Origin of the sequence: Fibrobacter succinogenes subsp. succinogenes S85 (genome assembly GCF_000146505.1) — a bacterium.
GTDB lineage: Bacteria > Fibrobacterota > Fibrobacteria > Fibrobacterales > Fibrobacteraceae > Fibrobacter > Fibrobacter succinogenes.
On record NC_017448.1, the window covers coordinates 571,941 to 589,300 of the forward strand.

General features: G+C 50.7%; 12 protein-coding genes. 9 read left to right on the plus strand and 3 right to left on the minus strand.

Annotation, left to right across the window (positions count from 1 at the left end; genetic code table 11):
* Positions 1-12 precede the first annotated feature (12 nt).
* From FSU_RS02475 to FSU_RS02505, 7 genes are all read left to right on the plus strand, one after another.
* Positions 13-2,076 (plus strand): ATP-binding cassette domain-containing protein, encoded by a 2,064-nt coding sequence (locus FSU_RS02475; protein ID WP_012819961.1) that lies wholly within the window; start codon positions 13-15, stop codon positions 2,074-2,076.
* Positions 2,073-3,578, plus strand: coding sequence for a serine/threonine-protein kinase (locus tag FSU_RS02480; protein ID WP_012819962.1), 1,506 nt, complete (start codon positions 2,073-2,075; stop codon positions 3,576-3,578). The genes FSU_RS02475 and FSU_RS02480 overlap by 4 nt, the downstream gene beginning before the upstream one ends.
* 58 nt (positions 3,579-3,636) lie before the next feature.
* Complete coding sequence (locus FSU_RS02485; RefSeq protein ID WP_012819963.1) at positions 3,637-4,053, plus strand: YraN family protein; 417 nt, start codon at positions 3,637-3,639, stop codon at positions 4,051-4,053.
* Between the two features lie 177 nt (positions 4,054-4,230).
* Positions 4,231-8,034: a tetratricopeptide repeat protein gene (locus FSU_RS02490; protein ID WP_041917816.1), complete on the plus strand. Its 3,804-nt coding sequence runs from the start codon at positions 4,231-4,233 to the stop codon at positions 8,032-8,034.
* A 141-nt stretch (positions 8,035-8,175) separates the two neighbouring features.
* Entirely contained in the window at positions 8,176-8,835 is a 660-nt protein-coding gene (gene yfcE, locus FSU_RS02495; RefSeq protein WP_012819965.1) for a phosphodiesterase, read from the plus strand.
* 42 nt (positions 8,836-8,877) lie between these two features.
* The gene (locus FSU_RS02500) at positions 8,878-10,125 is read left to right on the plus strand and encodes a nucleoside recognition domain-containing protein (protein WP_012819966.1); all 1,248 of its coding nucleotides are present in this window, start codon (positions 8,878-8,880) and stop codon (positions 10,123-10,125) included.
* 140 nt (positions 10,126-10,265) lie between these two features.
* Complete coding sequence (locus tag FSU_RS02505; protein ID WP_012819967.1) at positions 10,266-11,960, plus strand: bifunctional diguanylate cyclase/phosphodiesterase; 1,695 nt, start codon at positions 10,266-10,268, stop codon at positions 11,958-11,960.
* Here FSU_RS02505 and FSU_RS02510 read toward each other — a convergent pair.
* Together FSU_RS02510 and FSU_RS02515 are read right to left on the minus strand one after the other, a co-directional pair.
* A complete protein-coding gene (locus tag FSU_RS02510) occupies positions 11,957-12,400 on the minus strand; it encodes a hypothetical protein (protein WP_012819968.1) in 444 nt (147 codons plus the stop codon). The genes FSU_RS02505 and FSU_RS02510 overlap by 4 nt on opposite strands.
* Positions 12,397-13,656, minus strand: a complete 1,260-nt coding sequence (locus FSU_RS02515) for a hypothetical protein (protein ID WP_012819969.1) — start codon at positions 13,654-13,656, stop codon at positions 12,397-12,399. The genes FSU_RS02510 and FSU_RS02515 overlap by 4 nt, the downstream gene beginning before the upstream one ends.
* Positions 13,657-13,704: 48 nt before the next feature.
* Here FSU_RS02515 and FSU_RS02520 point away from each other — a divergent pair, with 48 nt between their 5' ends.
* On the plus strand, positions 13,705-14,253 hold the full coding sequence (locus FSU_RS02520; RefSeq protein WP_012819970.1) for a manganese efflux pump MntP: 549 nt from the start codon (positions 13,705-13,707) through the stop codon (positions 14,251-14,253).
* A 44-nt stretch (positions 14,254-14,297) separates the two neighbouring features.
* The gene (gene ligA, locus FSU_RS02525) at positions 14,298-16,445 is read left to right on the plus strand and encodes an NAD-dependent DNA ligase LigA (RefSeq protein WP_012819971.1); all 2,148 of its coding nucleotides are present in this window, start codon (positions 14,298-14,300) and stop codon (positions 16,443-16,445) included.
* On the opposite strand, the gene FSU_RS15815 is transcribed toward ligA, so the two are convergent.
* Positions 16,442-17,296, minus strand: coding sequence for a fibrobacter succinogenes major paralogous domain-containing protein (locus FSU_RS15815; protein WP_014545242.1), 855 nt, complete (start codon positions 17,294-17,296; stop codon positions 16,442-16,444). The genes ligA and FSU_RS15815 overlap by 4 nt on opposite strands.
* Positions 17,297-17,360: the final 64 nt, after the last annotated feature.

The window sequence follows — 17,360 nt, forward strand, 5'->3', positions numbered from 1 at the left end:
TAAGGAATTGCGATGTTCCCATTCCGCCTCGTCAATCCAGACCCATCGAAACCGTTTACCATCGGGCGCAAATCGGATAACGTTTTGCAATTCGACAACCTGATGGTTTCGAGGTATCATGCGGTTCTGAATTTTACGGACGGCAAATGGATTTTGCAAAGCTTGACCCAGAACAGTATCACGATGCTGAACGGGAAAGACGTGACGACCGCCGTGATAAACGATGGCGACGTGATACTCATTGGGCCGAGGCAGTTGCGAGCGACACTCCGTGGCGCGGATTTGACGCTTTTGATTATGGAGCGCGAAACGGAAAGCGATATGCAGACCGTAACGCTTTCAACGGAATGGAGAGAAATTGAAATTCCTGGAATCGGGAAAGCACGCGCTTCTAAAAATGCCCGCGAAAATCGCGCCGAAATCAAGTTTGCGAAAGCGATTGTAGACGAGAGCGGCAAACGCACACGCACGATTACGATTGCAAGCGGTGACGCCAGCCGTTTTGAATCAGCCGTGGTCGGGTTCCGCAACAATGATTTACTGATTGAAGCGCAAAATTCGGGTTTTGACGTTTTCGCGCAAAACGTGAATGTTTTCGCAGGCAAAAAGCAATTACTGAAAGGGATTGATTTTGAACTCCCCGCCGGCGAAATTCTTGCAATTATCGGGCGATCCGGACAAGGCAAGTCTTCGCTTCTGAAGATGATTCAAGGCATAAACAGTTGCGACAAGCAGAGCATTGTGCGCATCGGCGGTGTCGATTACCGCAAAAACGAGATTCGCAGACGCATCGCGATATTGCCGCAAGACCCGCCGCTCCGCCCGGAGCTGACCGTCGAGGAAACCATTCTCGACGGAGCGCGTTCGTCAATGGACGTGCGAAACTTCAAGCAAGATGCTCTTGCGCGACTCGAAAAGTTCTGCGAACTTTTCGGGCTGAGCGGACGCAAGCATAACCTCGTGAAGACGCTCAGCGGCGGCGAAATGCGCCGCGTCGCGCTCGCACGCGAGCTCATGGGCAATCCGGGCCTCGTGATTCTCGACGAACCGCTCTCGGGTCTTGATCCGTACAATTCAAGAATCCTTTGCACGCACTTGAAGCAGCTAGCGTTCCTCGGTCATACGATTATCCTCACGACTCACAGCTACGAAGCGTTGCAGATTGCAAATAAAGTTCTCGTACTGCACCAGGGCGAAGAAGCGTTCTTCGGGACTGTTCAGGCCGCATACGCGCACTTCAACACGAACGACCCGCAAGCGCTCCTCACGAGCATCACACAAAGCAAGGCTGCGGAATTTCACGAGAGCTACAAGCACGAGCAAAAAGTGCGCGACAGCAAATATTACTTTGAACGCACCAAGCTCCCCCACAATTTCGCCTACACTGTGCGCATCACCGCCAAGCAGTGGTTCCGCGACAAAGGCCGCATTGCAGCGCTTTTTGTGCAACCCGCGATTATCGGATTTTTGCTCTCGCAAATATTCTCCGATCAAAGTTCACTCTGGACCGTCGCCTTTGCGATTATCCTTTGTGCAAACTGGTTTGCGCTCTCGCTTTCTATCCGTGAAATCGTGCAGGAGAAAGACATTCTCCGCGACAAGTTCCGCCGAGGCGTTTCTGCAATCTCGACGCTAACCGCCAAATGCACGCTCCCCATCATTTTCACGATGATGCAGACGGCAATCGTCTATGCGTTTATCAGTACCCGCATTACCCCCCACCCCCAAATTGCGCTTATCGCCTGCGTTTTCGCCTGCATCGCGGTCCCCGCAACCACCGTCGGGCTTTTCACGAGTACACTCGCCAAGAACACGAGCCAGGCAAATGCCTTCTTGCCGCTCCTCATCATCCCGCAAGTCGCCCTCGCCGGAGCCCTCGTGCCGCTTGACCAAATGCAGCCCATTGGCCGCGCGCTTTCGAGCGTCATCTGGTCGCGCTACAACCAAGCTTCGCTCCTCAACATTTTGCTAGAACGAAAAGACGACATTTTCAACACGATTTTCGCCATCGCGATCGCGCTTAGTTTCTATATTGTAACTGCAATTTTACTACACAAATTAAAGAAGCCAAGATGATACGTCCAGAACAACCGCTAAATTTTCCGTACCCCTTTAACGAAAACTACGAACTATTGGGAACGCTCGGCAAAGGCGGAATGGGCTATGTCTACAAGGCCCTCGATAAAAGGCTGAACCGCGAAGTCGCCTTCAAGATACTCGACTCCACCTCCGATGTCGAAGCCATCAAGCGTTTCTATCTCGAAGCGCAGGCCATGAAGGAGCTCGACCACCAAAACATCGTTCACGTGTTCGACTTTGGCCAGCAGGGCAACCAGCTCTTTATTTCGATGACTTACGTGCAAGGTATTTCGCTTGCCGAAATTTTGCAAAACAAGAGCAAACTTTCCTTTGAGGCCATTGAAGTCATCATCAAGCAAATTGCACGCGGTCTCCTTTACGCGCACAGCAAGGGCATCGTCCACCGCGACGTGAAGCCATCAAACATCATGCTCACGCGCGACAACCGCGTCTACATCATGGACTTTGGCATTTCATACATCCAGGAGATGGAAAAGGAACGCCTCACCCGCACCGGCATGACCATGGGTACGCCCGAATACATGTCGCCCGAACAGTGCCACGGTGACGAAGTCACGCTCCAGTCCGACATTTATAGCATGGGCGTGATCCTTTACGAAATGACTTGCGGACGTTTGCCGTTCGAAGGCAGCCGCCCTGTGGAAATTGCGCTCAAGCACGTGCAGGAACCGCCTCCGGCTCCGGAACTTTTCCGCGAAGATATCCCGGACGGACTTTCGGCGCTCATCCTCAAGTGCCTCAAGAAAAAGCTGAACGAACGCTTCCACGACATGCAGGAATTCTTGGACGAATGCGACCAGGTATTCCCGCAGCACGACACACCGTATCAGAATTCTTCTGTCGGTCGCAAGACCGGCAGCCACCGCAGCGTTCCTTCCATTGCAGAAGCGGCCAAGCGATTCGGCAGCAACCTCACTCCGCACAAACTCATCATTGTTGCGTTCTCGGTGCTGTTCCCGCTCATCGTGATTTTACTCATGCTCCTCATGTTCACGCACAAACCGCAGAACATGTTGCATGAAGTTGAATGGAGCGAGGTCATCGCAAACTACGAAACGAGAGCCATCGAGCCCGAAATGAAAAAGGGTTACCCGATTGAGAACTTGACTGACGGCGACCTCACCACGGCATGGCTCAACAAGATGCCGCTCAAGCCGTTGAACCCGGTGCTCGCCATGTACTTTGACCAGAACACGCTCATCACGAACATCGGCATTGCTGTTGGCTACCAGAAGTCCGTAGATGACGCTTTCGGCGACCGCTTCCGCATTTTCAAGAAACCGCACACGCTCACCATTGAGACAAAGGACGGATTCAAGCAACGCATCAAGCTCGAAAATATTAGGGGAATGCAGTACCCGAACATTCAGGCTGTTGAAACGACGGAGCTCCGGTTCTACCTTGAAGACGTTTACGAAGCTGACAACGACGACTACGCTATTTCGGAAATCCGCTTGCTTGGGATGGAAGTGGAGTAGTTGGCAGTTGGCAGTAGGAAGTAGACAGTAGGCAGTAAGCTGCTGAAAAGAGGGGAAAATGCAAAAAAGGATTGTACAAAGATCCTGCAATCGCGCTAAGGGAAATTTTATAGAGACGCAGGCGGTGGCATTCCTGATGCGCGAAGGCTACCAAGTTGTCACCCGTAATTACGCTTACCATGGCGGAGAACTCGACATTGTCGCCCGCGATAACGGGACTCTCGTTTTTGTTGAAGTCAAGTCTGTTTGGAATAACCAGGAAGGGAACCCTGCCGCACGTGTGAACGCTCTCAAGCAAAAGAAGATTTGGCAAACCGCTTGCCATTTCTTGGCAACGCAAAAAACAATTGCCCCTAAGGGCTTTGACACTCCTTGCCGTTTCGATGTTCTGAGCGCCCGCGCCTACCAAGAACCGCTCCAGTTTGCGCACATCAAAAACGCCTTTGAAGGCAATCAAGTCATTCCCAATATCTAGTCTCGCCTTTAACAGCGCAGAAACCACATACAACATTTCAGCACGTTTGTAAAAAGAGAGTTACACAACAAGAGCTAAAGCGCTGCACAGCAAGCATCGTCTTAATTGGAGTATCGTAATTTATCTAAATTGCGTTAAAAAGTACTCTTTTAAAAAGCATTTTTGTTTTTTATAAATATGAATTTGAAAACAGTTAAAATATCTCGCTCTAGCCTTTGTGCCTCCCTGTTCGGGTTGTTCTTCCTTGTTTCCTGTGCCGGTAACAACACACCAGAAGTTAACCCTTCGCCCACGCCAGAAATTTCCGAATCGACGGACGCTTATTACGACGATGAATCCTCTACAGATTACGTCACCGAAGAAGCGCCCGCCACGGTAGCCACCGGTGGAACTATCGAAACGAGCGGCTACACGTTTACCGCACCCGACAACGGTTGGACAATTATCGGTGGCGAAGACAATGCCCCGTACGAATTCTACAATCCGAAAACGGGACGCCGAGCCGTCCTCGTGGAAGTGATGCTTCCCGAAGGTGAACCGCTCCGCCTCATGGACCGCGCCCAGATCGAAATGCAGTCATTCGAATCAAGCGGTAAAAAGGCGACACTCGCAGAAACATACCCGGAAGAAGCATTCGGCACGACAGGCGCATTCTTTGATGTCGCCGGCAAGCGTTACGACACGCCTTACGAAGCCGTCGGTCTCGTGATTGGCGCAGGGAACCGCATCTTTACACTTACTCTCGCGGCAACAGATACGCAACTCCCCGCAGGCACACTCAAACAGGAATGGAAAGACTTCTATGCATCATTCAAACTGAAAGAAGTTGTCCAGGAAGCCGTTTCTGAACTTTCCGAAGAACGCATCATGCAGTACTCCAGCGCAGACCTCGGATACTCCTGGAGCACAAGCGATACGCTTTGGCACAACTGGACCGGAGTCGCCCGCCAAAACGAAGACCCGGATTTAGTGCTCAGCAACAAGAAAGAAGATATTTCGCTGTTTGTATATGGCGCCATCGTCCCGAGCGACGAAGTCAGCCAGCAAGACATGTTCAAGGTCCTCCTCAGCCGTCTTGGACTTTCCATGAACGAACCGAGCTTTGAAGTCCAGCGAGTCAAGGTCGGCGACCGCTACGCCCAGGAATTCACGCTCACCCACGTCGTCAATAAATTTGACTTCTATTATACAGGCCGATTCTATTACGATAACGGTCGAGGAATCTTGATTGCCACCTGGACCCAGGGCATCAACAAGAAGAAATATGCCTCTGTGATGAAAAATGCAGTCAACAGCCTCAAGGTCGGCGCGATGCCCAAAATGGCAAGCGACGAAGAAGCCCGCAAAAAGCAGAACAAGTTCAACGCAGCCGTCATGAGCCAAGTCGGTATTCTCCGTTTGCTTGAAGACCAGCCGTTTGTCGCCCTCAGCTACTTTGAACGCGCTAACAAGATGGACCCGGAAGAACCGCTCTATTTAATTAACTGCGGATTCGTTTACCAGATGAAGGAACTTTACGGCCCGGGCATCAGCTATTTCACAAGCCAGATTGATCTTGTACGCAAGAACGGCAAGTTGCTCTCCATTCTCGGTGAAATGTACGAAGCATTGTTCGACTACGGCCACGCCCGCGAATGTGCCGAAGCGGCCCTCCGTTACACGCCGAACAATCCGGAATACGTCATCAACTTGAGCGACGCTCTCTGGGGTTTGGGACAGCGCCACCAGTCCCTCATTGTGGTGCAACGCCTCTATGACACGCAGCCAAGCTCCCGTCTGGGCGTTTACCTCGCCAAGACTTACATGGGTCTTGACCAGTACGCCGAAGCCGTCGATATCTTGTACGCTATCCGTGGCCGCTTTGGCATGAGCAAGGAACTTGGCGAAACCCTCATGGACGCTTTGATGTTCCTCGGCCGCTACGAAGAAGCCCGCGCCATTAGCGACGAAACGCTCGCCAAGGCCAAGAACGATTATAAAGTCTGGACAATGCACGGCAAGATTTTGTTCTACAGCCGCAATTACCGCGATGCCGAAAAGGCGCTCACCAAGGCTCTCGCCCTCAAGCCGGATAACGAAGATGCCAAGAGCTTCCTTTCCGCCACTAAGGCTTACCTCGGCAAGGCTGACAACCGCACACTCCAAAAGCCGATTACCCCGGTGGAAGACCGCACCGCAGACTTGAAGACTCTTCTCCGCCCGCAGGCCAAGCAGAACGCCATCGAAGGCGACTTCCCTGCCGTAATTCATTACCAAAAGGAATCCCTCAAGGCCGAAAAGAACGCCAACTGGGTCCGCAGCGAAGAAATGCTCCTCGAAGTTCTGGACCAGCGCGGCGCCGCCATTTATCGTGAATTCACGTTTGACTTTTTGCCGGGCTACGACCGCATTTTCTTGAACGCGCTCGAAGTTTACGACAGCAACTGGAAACTCAAGCAGAAGGCAACACTCAACGGAGCCTATATCACATACGCTACAGAAATTGGTGGTGGTAACGAAAGCCAGACTGCCCACTTCCCGCTTTCGGAACTTGCTCCGGGTGACTTTATCTACATGCAATTCAGCCGCACGAATCTCGAAAACAAGGGCATGATTCCGTACACGAACTACGAAAGCAGCCGCGATGTACCGGTCGGAGAATCTGTATTCCGCATTTACGCCGACACGACCCGATTTGTCACCGAAGAATACGGTCCGCTCGAAAAGACAGCCATCAAGGGTGGCATTGAATGGAAGATTGAAAACCCGGTCATTGTCCGCAAGGAACTTTATATGCCGGTGTACCGCGACTTCGGCGCAGGCCTCATGCTCACAGGCAAGCAGGAATGGCGCGACGTTGGTGACGATTACCAGAACCTCATCAGCCATCAGTTCAAGAAGGCAGTCAAGGTTCGCGAACAAGCTTTTGAAGTGCGTGGCAACAAGATTGGCGATGAAGCAGTCAAGGCCATAATCAACTTTGTCCGTCAGGACATCCGTTACCGCGATGTGCGATTCGGCGGCCACAGCCTGATTCCGCAGACCGCAGAAGTCACGCTCAAGGAACACCGTGGTGACTGCAAGGACATGGCACTTTTGCTCAAGGACATGCTTGATGCCATTGGCGTCAAGAGCTACCTCACCGCCATCCACCTCACGGAAGAAGGTTTCTCGCACTTACCGACCATCCAGCAGTTCAACCATATGATCCTCTACATCCCGAAGCAAGGGAAGATTAGCGAACGCTGGGTCGACGCTACCGACAAAACAGGCAACGATCGCCCGGTACCGCTCGACATGGAAGGCAAGGTCGCTCTCGTGATTGACGGAGACCAGAGCCATGTGGTGACAACGCCGATTCTTGAAGACAACCAGGAACACCAAATTGCGATTCAGCACGACCTCTTTATCGCCGAAGACGGCAAGTGCGAATTCCGCGATTCCGTACAGCTCCAGGGCAAGTTCGCTAGCGCCATCCGCAACAAGTTCTTTGGCCGCGATGTCAAGGATCAGGAAAAGCTCTTGGAACAGTTCCTCGCCGCAGGCGTGCCGGACGTGAGCATCGGCAACATCCGCATCAAGAACCTAGACCAGTTCAACAAGCCGCTTATCATCGTGAACACGTACGCCTCAAAGGGTTACTTTGGTCAGGGAGGTTCTGAACTCAAGGGAAGATTCCCGAACGTCTGGGAACGCAGCCTCTTCAAGCTCCCGAAGGTCGCAAAGCGCCACCACCCTATCCGCATGCCGCACGAGACGCAGTTCAGCTTTAAGCTGAACATCAAGACGGCTAGCGGCCACACGGTAACGCTCACCGAAGCAAAGCCGCTTAACCGCGCCCCGGATTACGTGAGCTTCGAAAAGCAGCCGAAGTCCAAGACTTCTAGTGGCATCAAGTGGACCACGTTTGCACTCTACGCCGATCCGACCGAATACGACAAGATTCGCGAAGAATGGAACTACCTCTTGAGTGAAACGAGCCCGATGATTACAGTGAAATGAGGTCTGAGCTATGGGCACGGTCGCCCAAGGGCGACCTTTGAGGTATGAGGTATAGTCCAAAGCGAAGCGACCCCAAAGCACCAAAGGTGCGACCCCATAGCCCAAAGCTAATGACCTTTGACTAACAACTATTGACTAACTATGCGCGCATTAATTCTCTCCGATATTCATGGTTCTGCTTTGGCGGCAAGGCAGGCGCTCACGTTCTTTGAAAAGTTTAACTGCGACAAGATATTCTTGCTGGGCGATACGCTCTATCACGGCCCGCGAAACCCGCTCCCGGCAGGACACGGCCCGATGCAAGTCGTCGAAGCGCTTGCGCCGTACAAAGACCGCATTGTCGCTGTCCGCGGCAACTGCGATGCCGATGTTGACTTGATGATGCTAGACTTCCCTATCGAAAACGAATACAAAGTCGTCAAAGATTGCGGACTTCACTTGTTCATGAGCCATGGACACATCTTTATGCCGGAATGTTTCCCGAGAGATGCGCTAAACGCCATTGAATCTACGGGTGCGGCGCAATCCTCAGCGCAGTCCACGCAGCCAGAAGCCGAGGTTCCGCAAAAGCCGCAAATTGACGTGTATCTGTACGGTCACACGCACATCTGGAAGCTCGAAAAGAACTTCCGCAATGTGCTTCTCGTGAATCCGGGTTCCACGAGCCTCCCGAAAGGCGGTAACCCGCCGACATTCGGATTCTACGAAAGCACGCCCGCGACAGCAAACGAACATGCCCATGCCAAATTCAGCATCCACACGCTGGAAGATGGCATGGAAATTGCGGCTGTGAGCATATAGGGAACGACGCACCACCTGCTATTTTTTTCTTACATTTGAGCCATGGTTTTAAACGTAATCTGGCTCGTGTTTTTCTTCGGTGCATTTATCGCATGCATCGTCCAATGGCTTGCTTTCGGCGATACCGGCATTTTTAACAAGGCCATTCTCGGCGCTTTTGACATGTCCAAGACGGCATTCGAAATCGCTCTTGGCCTCACGGGCATTTTGAGCCTGTGGCTCGGCATCCTGAAAATCGGCGAAAAAGCGGGCGCAGTCCAGATTTTGGCAAAAATCGTGCAGCCGCTATTCTCGAGACTCTTCCCCGAAATCCCGAAGGGCCACCCGGTCGTGGGTACCATGCTCATGAACATCAGCGCGAACATGCTCGGGCTCGACAATGCGGCAACGCCGATGGGCCTCAAAGCCATGAAGCAGCTCCAGGACTTGAACCCGAACGACGACAAGACCGTCGCAAGCGATTCGCAAATCATGTTCCTCGTCTTGAACGCAAGCGGACTTACGCTAATTCCTGTTAGCATAATGACTTACCGCGCACAGCTCGGCGCAGCAAACCCGAGTGACGTGTTCCTCCCGCTCCTCCTCTCGACATTCTTCAGCACTATCGCAGGTATTTTCGCACTCAGCTTTTTCCAGAAAATCAAGCTCAAGGACCCAGTAACCGTCATGTGGCTCGGCGGCATCAGCGCTTGCGTTATCGCCGTAATGTTCTACTTTAGCCATCTCACCGCCGAAGCACTCGGCACTACGAGCCTTTTCATTAGCGGTCTTGTGCTGTTTGGAGTCATCGTTGCATTCCTCGGCCTAGCCTGCTACAAGAAAGTCCAAGCTTATGAAGCATTCGTGGAAGGCGCAAAGGAAGGTTTCAACACCGCCGTCATGATCATCCCGAACCTCGTCGCGATTCTCGTGGGTGTCGCCGTGTTCCGCGCAAGCGGTGCGATGGACCTCGTGATGAACGGCATCTCTGCTTTGCTCGGCCTTATCGGTGTTGGGAACGACGTTGTCCCAGCGCTCCCCACCGCCCTTATGAAGCCCCTTAGCGGTAGCGGTGCTCGCGGCATGATGATCGACGCCATGAAGAACCTTGGCCCGGATAGCTTTGCTGGCCGCCTCAGTTGCATGTTCCAAGGAGCAGCCGACACGACATTCTACATCATCGCCGTGTATTTCGGCTCTGTAGGCGTCAAAAAGACCCGCCACGCCGTCACCTGCGCCCTCATTGCAGATGCGGTCGGAGTCATTGCAGCCATCGTTATCGCCTACATATTTTTCCCACCGTTCCACTAGCTTTTGTAAGCTAAATCACGCGCTCTAAAATGGACTAAAAATATTGTGTTATATTAATTTTTTTTTACCCTTTCAAAATTTTTTTATTTACATTTAGAACGCTAATTTGGTGTATAATGTGTGGACTTTAAGGGGTGAAAATGGACTACGTCATTTTCAGTAGCGTTTATAAAGATTTTAGGGATGCGATTTTAGATAATATTCCTGATATGTCGGCGATGAGCAAACGAATCAGCGCCGCCATTCCTCCTATATGTAATATTTTAAACATTGGTTTTATCAAGCTCAAACTTATTGCCCCGAGCTCCATTATCGCCAAAGAAGGCTTAAACGACGAAAAAATTATTTACGAAGACACGAATGGTTACGAGTCCATGCCACTCATCCAAACTTACCGTACGGGTGAAAACGGCATGGCGACTATTGAGATTAGAGCCAAGAAAAGTCACAAATTTTCAAACCCAGAACTCCAAGCTGTAAAACTCATCAGTGATGACATGTTCATCATTCTCGGCCGCTCTCGTCTCATGAGCGCAATCCACTACGCAAGCCAGACAGACACCATGACTGGCGCCCCCAACACAGCAAAGCTCGTACACCACAGCATCGAACTTAAGTCTAAAAACAAGCTCCATAATTTTAGCGGTCTATTCCTCAATCTCAAGAACTACAAGTACATCAACCAGTCCAAGTCCCCCGCTATTGGCGACAAGGGTATCGCCCTCTTTACACACACCATCATGGCAATGTGCCACGATGACGAAATGATTGCAAGACTCGGTGGCGACAACTTCTTCGTCCTCGTCAAAAAGGAAAACAGAGACCAGTTCGTCAAGAATTTGAGTTCTATAAAGGTCAACGTCCCTACGCCCCAAGGCCAGGTGATCCCGCTGACCATACAGAGCCGCATTGGCGTTTACGATATCCAGCCGCAAGACACCATGAACGAAATCATGCACTGCAGCTCTGTTGCCCTGAATGAATCCAGAGTCCATCCGGGTAACGATATCGTTTACTTCACCAGGAAAATGCTCGAAGACGTTTACCACGAAAAGGAAATTTCTTCGATCTTCCGCGAAGCTCTGCGTCGCAAGGAATTTATCGTCTACTACCAGCCCAAGGTTTCCGTCAAGGAACAGAAGCTCTGTGGATGCGAAGCGCTCGTGCGCTGGAACCGCAATGGGCAAGTTATCCCGCCTAGCGAATTTTTGCCGATCCTCGAAAAAGAAGCATCCATTTGCCTTCTTGACTTTTACGTTTTCCGCAAAGTCTGCGAAGACATCCGTAATTGGCTGGACACGGGTATTGAACCGGTCCGCGTGTCTTCAAACTTTTCAAGACACCATCTTAGCAATCCGCACTTGACTGAAGATATCCTTGACATCATGAAGGAATTCAATATCGACAGCAAGTTCATTGAAATTGAGCTCACGGAATCCTCCAATTTTGAAGATAAAATTGCGATGCAGAAGTTCGTGAACGGACTTCGCCAGCATGGCATTTCAGTCTCTATCGACGACTTTGGTACAGGCTACTCCACATTTGCCGCCATCAAGGATTTGAACGTCAACGTCATCAAATTGGACAAGTCGCTCCTCGACCACATCGGCGACGAAAAGTACCATGATGAAGTTGTCATCAAGAACATGGTGAACATGATCAACGAACTCAATCTTGAAGTCGTTGCAGAAGGTGTCGAAAACTCGAAGCAGCTTGACTTCTTGCAGAACGCCAAGTGCTCAATTATTCAGGGATTCCTTTTTGACAAGCCGCTGACCAAGGAAGAATTTGAAAAGAGACTTTCAAAAGAAGTCACTTACACAAACATTTCCTAAAAGAACATCCAAATTGCCATCCAAAGGACGATGAGTCCAAACTCGATTTCCCTAGAAATTCGAGCCATAAAGCAGCATCCGAGAGCAATTTCGGCAATAGCTGCTAGACGTATCCAGGGAGCTTCTTCGCCCGCCTGATAAAGCGAAATGATTCCGAGAAGTTCCACCCAAAGCCAAAACGTTTGAGCAAGCACCATGAAGCGCCTGCGGTTATCGCGAAGCCCCGTCGTGAAAACGCAGAACGTGAGAGCAACCATGCGGAACGGGTAATTCTCTAATGTCGGGATCGCAAGGTTCCCCGCAAAAGCGGTGTAAAGGCAACTCGTCATGACAATAAAAAACATGACTAGCGTTATGCGGAACATGCCCTTTATTTTCCAAAGGAACGCCGCAAAAATAAGGCAGAGGAGGCAAGCGACGGCATTGGCAAACATGCTCATTTGCGGACCCTCCTATGCTTTTTCGAAAACCCAAGATGGACAAACGGTTGCAGACAGACTAACAAGCAACTCACATAGGCGCCAAAAGGTCCGGCCAAATTGACCCAATCCGATGTAAAATAGCCATACGCCACAGCCGTCAAAACACCACACAGCACAGGCAGGCGTACAACTTTAAATTCCGGAGCGGAGAACGGCGAATAATATTTATTAACATCGGTTTCAACGACTTCGCCATCCGAGCTATCGCTCTCCTCGCCCATCAGGATTTCGTCGTTTTCAAAGAACCGCGAAAGCAAGAAACGCACGCCAAAGAAAATGGCAACAAACAGAGCTCCACATGCAAACATCAAACCCGCATTTGCAAAAACAGCATTCGAGAAGAAATGAAACTCATCTAGATTCACAACAAAATCGCACTTGAGCAAAACACCAAATAGAATAAAGGCAACAACCAGCAAACGCCCCCAAAGGTTTTCGCGAACGGCCTCGATGAACAGCAGTTGCGGAACAACACACGCAAAAGCAAACGCGGTATAACTCCCCTCGCCTTTGACAAGGATAACCCAAAGGAACAATAGCGATATGAACCAGCTGCAAAGCAAAACAAACCGTTCAATCAAGCGGTTGTAGTAGTTTTCGAATGAAAGGAGCGCAATCGAACTCGCAAGCCCCATATAAAAGACAATGGAGACCACATACAACGGAAAGAACGCACCCTGCCAAACGGAATTTTCAAGTCGAGCGAAATCTAAAGCAAATTCAGAAATGACCCAGAACACCGTCGGGAGGATAATCCACGCAAGCGGCCGCCTGATTTTAGCGAGTTCCTTGCATAGAGAGACGTCTTCTGCACTATCCGCCGCCACAAGATGAGTCACGAAAAACAGGAGCGACATAAAGCCGACAATGCCGATGCCATAAACGTCGCTATGGACATCGCTATTCATTTGGATGGAACGGGAATAAACAAACGATAGGACAACGGCTACGACCAAACTACAAAGCGAACTGAGTTCGAGCAAAAGCGATGTACGACGGTGAATTTTGACCTTCATGACAAGCAAAAAAGCCGAAAGGAGAACGCCCGCCTGCGACATGCCAATCCAGAAAATGAAAAGCGTCTTGGGGAATTTCCAGCTACCGCTATTGTGCAAAAGATGGTCATAGGAGCCGTCCCAGAACGAGCCCCCTACCGAAAGCAGGAGCAACAAGCACAACCCAATAAAAACTATAGTAACGACTTTGCTGTTCAACGTTCGCGCCTCTCCCCCTACAATATATTTTTTATTTTTGGGCGCGTCATGACTACTCTTGAAATTATCATTATCGCGATTGTCGAGGCGATGGACTGCTTTGCGGTCGCCATTTCGACCGGGCTTTGCAAATCGGGCATCAAGCGTTCGCGCGCGGTGCTCCAGGCGATTTCGTTTGGCTTTTTTCAGGGCGGAATGACACTTCTCGGGTATTTTTTGGGTAGCTTTGCTGAACGTTGGTTCAATGCGGTGGGTACGCCGATTGCGTGTGCCATTCTCTGCATTTTGGGATCCCGCATGATCTGGGGCGCCATTCGCGGTGGTGAAGCGACAGCCTCCTGTGCGCACCTGAGCCTCATGAACATTTTACTTTTATCGGTTGCGACAAGCATTGACGCATTTGCAGTCGGGATTTCGTTTGCGTTCTTGAACGCCAACATGGTTTTTGCAACCTCCGCCATTGCAATTGCAAGCTTTGTGATGGGCGTTCTCGGCTTTGAAATCGGGCGCCATGCCTCCAAGCGATTCAAGACAAAAATTCCGGAGATTATCGCCGGGATTATCCTCATTGCCATTGGCGTGAAGATGTTTGTGTAGCGCCTTCGGTGCGCCGACCTCAAACTCTTTCTATATTACATTTCATGAGTGAGCAGAAAGATATTGACCGTACCCGCTATTTTGAATTAAAGAAACAACTGGAAGAAGCTAGCCGTCTTTATTACAAGGACGGGGTCTCCCCCATGAGCGACCAGGATTTTGACTTTGGGCTCAAGGAGATGGAAGCGCTCGAGGCGAAGTATCCGGAATTGCGCGGAAAAGGTTCGCTCACACAGAAGGTCGGTAGCGACCTCACGAATGATTTTGCGAAGGTGGCACATGCGGTGCCGATGCTCAGCATTGCAAACGTGTACAGCGAAGAAGAAATGCGCGAATTTGTGAAGGCCGCAGAAGAAGGTCTCTCGTCTTTCGTCTCTCGTCTCTCGTCTAAAAAATGGATTTGCGAGAGGAAAATCGACGGAGTTAGCCTTTCGGTGATTTACGAGAATGGCCGCTTGAAGCAGGCGGCAACGCGTGGCGATGGCGCCCAAGGCGATGACGTGACGTTGAATGCGCTCACGATTGCAGACATTCCTGAATATTTTGACGCGAAGAAATTGAAGATTGACCCGAGCGAGATTCCGCAGGGTACGTTCGAAGTCCGCGGTGAAGTCTACATGGAACGCGAAGCATTTGAACGTTTGAACGAGCAGTTCATCCTGGAAAACAAGAAGACGTTCCAAAACTGCCGCAACACGGTTTCGGGCTCGCTCAAGCTCAAGAGCGTTGCCGAATGCAAGACGCGCCCGATGCGCTTTTTTGCATACCACATTCCGCAGAGCAACAACAAAACTCACGAAGAGAACTTGAAGCAGCTCAAGCGTCTCGGTTTCCATACGAACGATTACTGGACCGCCGATACGGTCGATGAAATCATGGCGATTTCCGAAAAGATAGGCGCAAGCCGCGACAGTCTCCCGTTCGATATTGACGGCATGGTCGTGAAGCTGAACGATTTGCAGCAGCAGCGAGAACTCGGCAGCACAAGCAAGAGCCCGCGCTGGGCCATCGCTTACAAGTTCAAGGCGGAACGTGCCTACACACCGCTTTTGTCTGTAGAATTCCAGGTCGGTCGCACCGGTGCCGTGACGCCAGTGGCAAATCTCGCACCCGTGCGCCTCGCAGGTACAACCGTCAAGCGCGCCACCCTCCACAACTTCGACGAAGTGGCAAGGCTCGACTTGCACTACGGCGACACCGTCGGCGTAGAGAAGGGTGGCGAAATCATCCCAAAAATCACGGATGTCAAACGCGAACTGCGCCCTGCCGGAGCCTCCCCCGTCGTGGCACCCGAAAAATGCCCCGTGTGCGGCGAGCAACTCACGCACATCGACGGCGAAGTGATTCTGCGTTGCGAAAACTTGCACTGCAAGGCGCAAGTGCAATGTCTGTTCGAACATTTCGTAAGCCGCGAAGCGATGAACATCGAAAATCTCGGGCCAGCGCTTATCGCAAGTCTCCTTGCCACCGGCAAAATCAAGCGCATCCCAGACCTTTACCGCCTCACGCTCGAAGACCTGGAATCGCAGGAACGCATGGCGAAGAAGAGCGCGAAAAACGTCTTTGACGCCATCCAAGCATCAAAACAGCGCAGTCTCGAAAATCTGTTGCACGGTCTCGGCATCCGCTTTGTCGGCCGCACCAGTGCCCGTAACATCGCGAAGCATTTCCGCACGCTCGAAAAAATCCGCACGGCAACGGTCGAAGAATTGCAGAACGTGACCGACGTGGGTGAACGCATCGGCAAATCCGTCTACGAATTCTTCCACACGCCGCTTTATACCAATGAAATTGATGAACTCGTGGCGCTCGGACTCCCGACGGAATTCAAGGGCGTTGTCAAGACTTTATTCCAAGGTCAAACTGCAGTCATCACAGGAACGCTCCCGAACATGGACCGCGATGAAGCGCGCAAGCTCATCGAAGAGAATGGCGGCAAGGTTTCCGGTTCCGTCAGTAAAAAGACGAGTTGGGTTTTGGCAGGAGAAGCGGCAGGTTCCAAGCTCACCAAGGCAAACGAGCTCGGGATTCCCGTACACGACGAAGCATGGCTTATGGCTCAGATTGCAAACGCCGATGAATCCGGCGACGCCCCAGACGAAAATGCGGGCAGTTCCGCAGGCAATTTTGCAAACGAAAAAGCAAGCGTTTCAGCAACGCCCGCAGAAGATCAAATGTCGCTAAATCTCTAGTCTTTGACGCAGCGGACGTTGCAATTCGAAGTCGTTTTCTGCGCGTACTTGGTCAAATCAAATTCATCTTGGCGAAGCATATAAATGTATGCAGAGCCTTCTTCATTCATGTCTGCGCTACAGAAATATGCCGAAGTCAATCGACCTGTAAAGAATCCATTTGCAGTTCGGTGTCCCGCATAGATTCCCGTAAAGCCAACAAGATCATCACCGACATGGACTATGTTATCAAATTCCTTGGGATCACTACTTAAAAGAACTTTTCTTGCCGAATAAGAATTACCGTGGAACCATAAATTGACAAAAGCATTGAGTTCATCCCATTCTTTATTAGACGGGACATGGAATCCTTCCGGGCATACATTTTCCACCTTGGCGCTAGCCCCAAGAATACCATCCCATTGATAAAGTCGACCATACTTTTCGCAATATTCAAGAGAGTCGCCATAGCACCAGCTCGGTTCCACTTCATAGTTCAAGTTCTCGGCCATCCACACTTGATTACCGATGCCAATCGTCTTATATTCCGAATTGTCGCGACTATCCACTAAAACACCTTTTACAAGCGAATCTGTCGAATATTTCCACGTGAATTTGTTGCAATAATAAATGGAATTTTGATACTGGTGATACCCCACATGATTAGCATTGCAACCATAGCCCAAAGTATATTCCATTTCGTTCGAATAGCCCATTTCTCCATTATTGCAATAGAAATAGAGCGTAGAATCGGTTTTACCACGGCGAACTTCTTCCTTTTCACCACACGGATTTGCAATTTTTTCCAGTTCCAGTACAGAACCCGTTTTATCAATATCTGTTGCCTTGCGGAATATACCATCGACACACACCACTTCAACAGTTGAGTCATTGGGTAGTTTTTGAACAATACCTATCTCACATTTTAGATTACGA

Bases quoted from the DNA above. Each gene is read 5' to 3' on its own strand.
- FSU_RS02475 (WP_012819961.1), top strand. From the start codon at position 13: ATGTTCCCATTCCGCCTCGTCAATCCAGACCCATCGAAACCGTTTACC.
- FSU_RS02480 (WP_012819962.1), top strand. From the start codon at position 2,073: ATGATACGTCCAGAACAACCGCTAAATTTTCCGTACCCCTTTAACGAA.
- FSU_RS02485 (WP_012819963.1), top strand. From the start codon at position 3,637: ATGCAAAAAAGGATTGTACAAAGATCCTGCAATCGCGCTAAGGGAAAT.
- FSU_RS02490 (WP_041917816.1), top strand. From the start codon at position 4,231: ATGAATTTGAAAACAGTTAAAATATCTCGCTCTAGCCTTTGTGCCTCC.
- yfcE (WP_012819965.1), top strand. From the start codon at position 8,176: ATGCGCGCATTAATTCTCTCCGATATTCATGGTTCTGCTTTGGCGGCA.
- FSU_RS02500 (WP_012819966.1), top strand. From the start codon at position 8,878: ATGGTTTTAAACGTAATCTGGCTCGTGTTTTTCTTCGGTGCATTTATC.
- FSU_RS02505 (WP_012819967.1), top strand. From the start codon at position 10,266: ATGGACTACGTCATTTTCAGTAGCGTTTATAAAGATTTTAGGGATGCG.
- FSU_RS02510 (WP_012819968.1), bottom strand. From the start codon at position 12,400: ATGAGCATGTTTGCCAATGCCGTCGCTTGCCTCCTCTGCCTTATTTTT.
- FSU_RS02520 (WP_012819970.1), top strand. From the start codon at position 13,705: ATGACTACTCTTGAAATTATCATTATCGCGATTGTCGAGGCGATGGAC.
- ligA (WP_012819971.1), top strand. From the start codon at position 14,298: ATGAGTGAGCAGAAAGATATTGACCGTACCCGCTATTTTGAATTAAAG.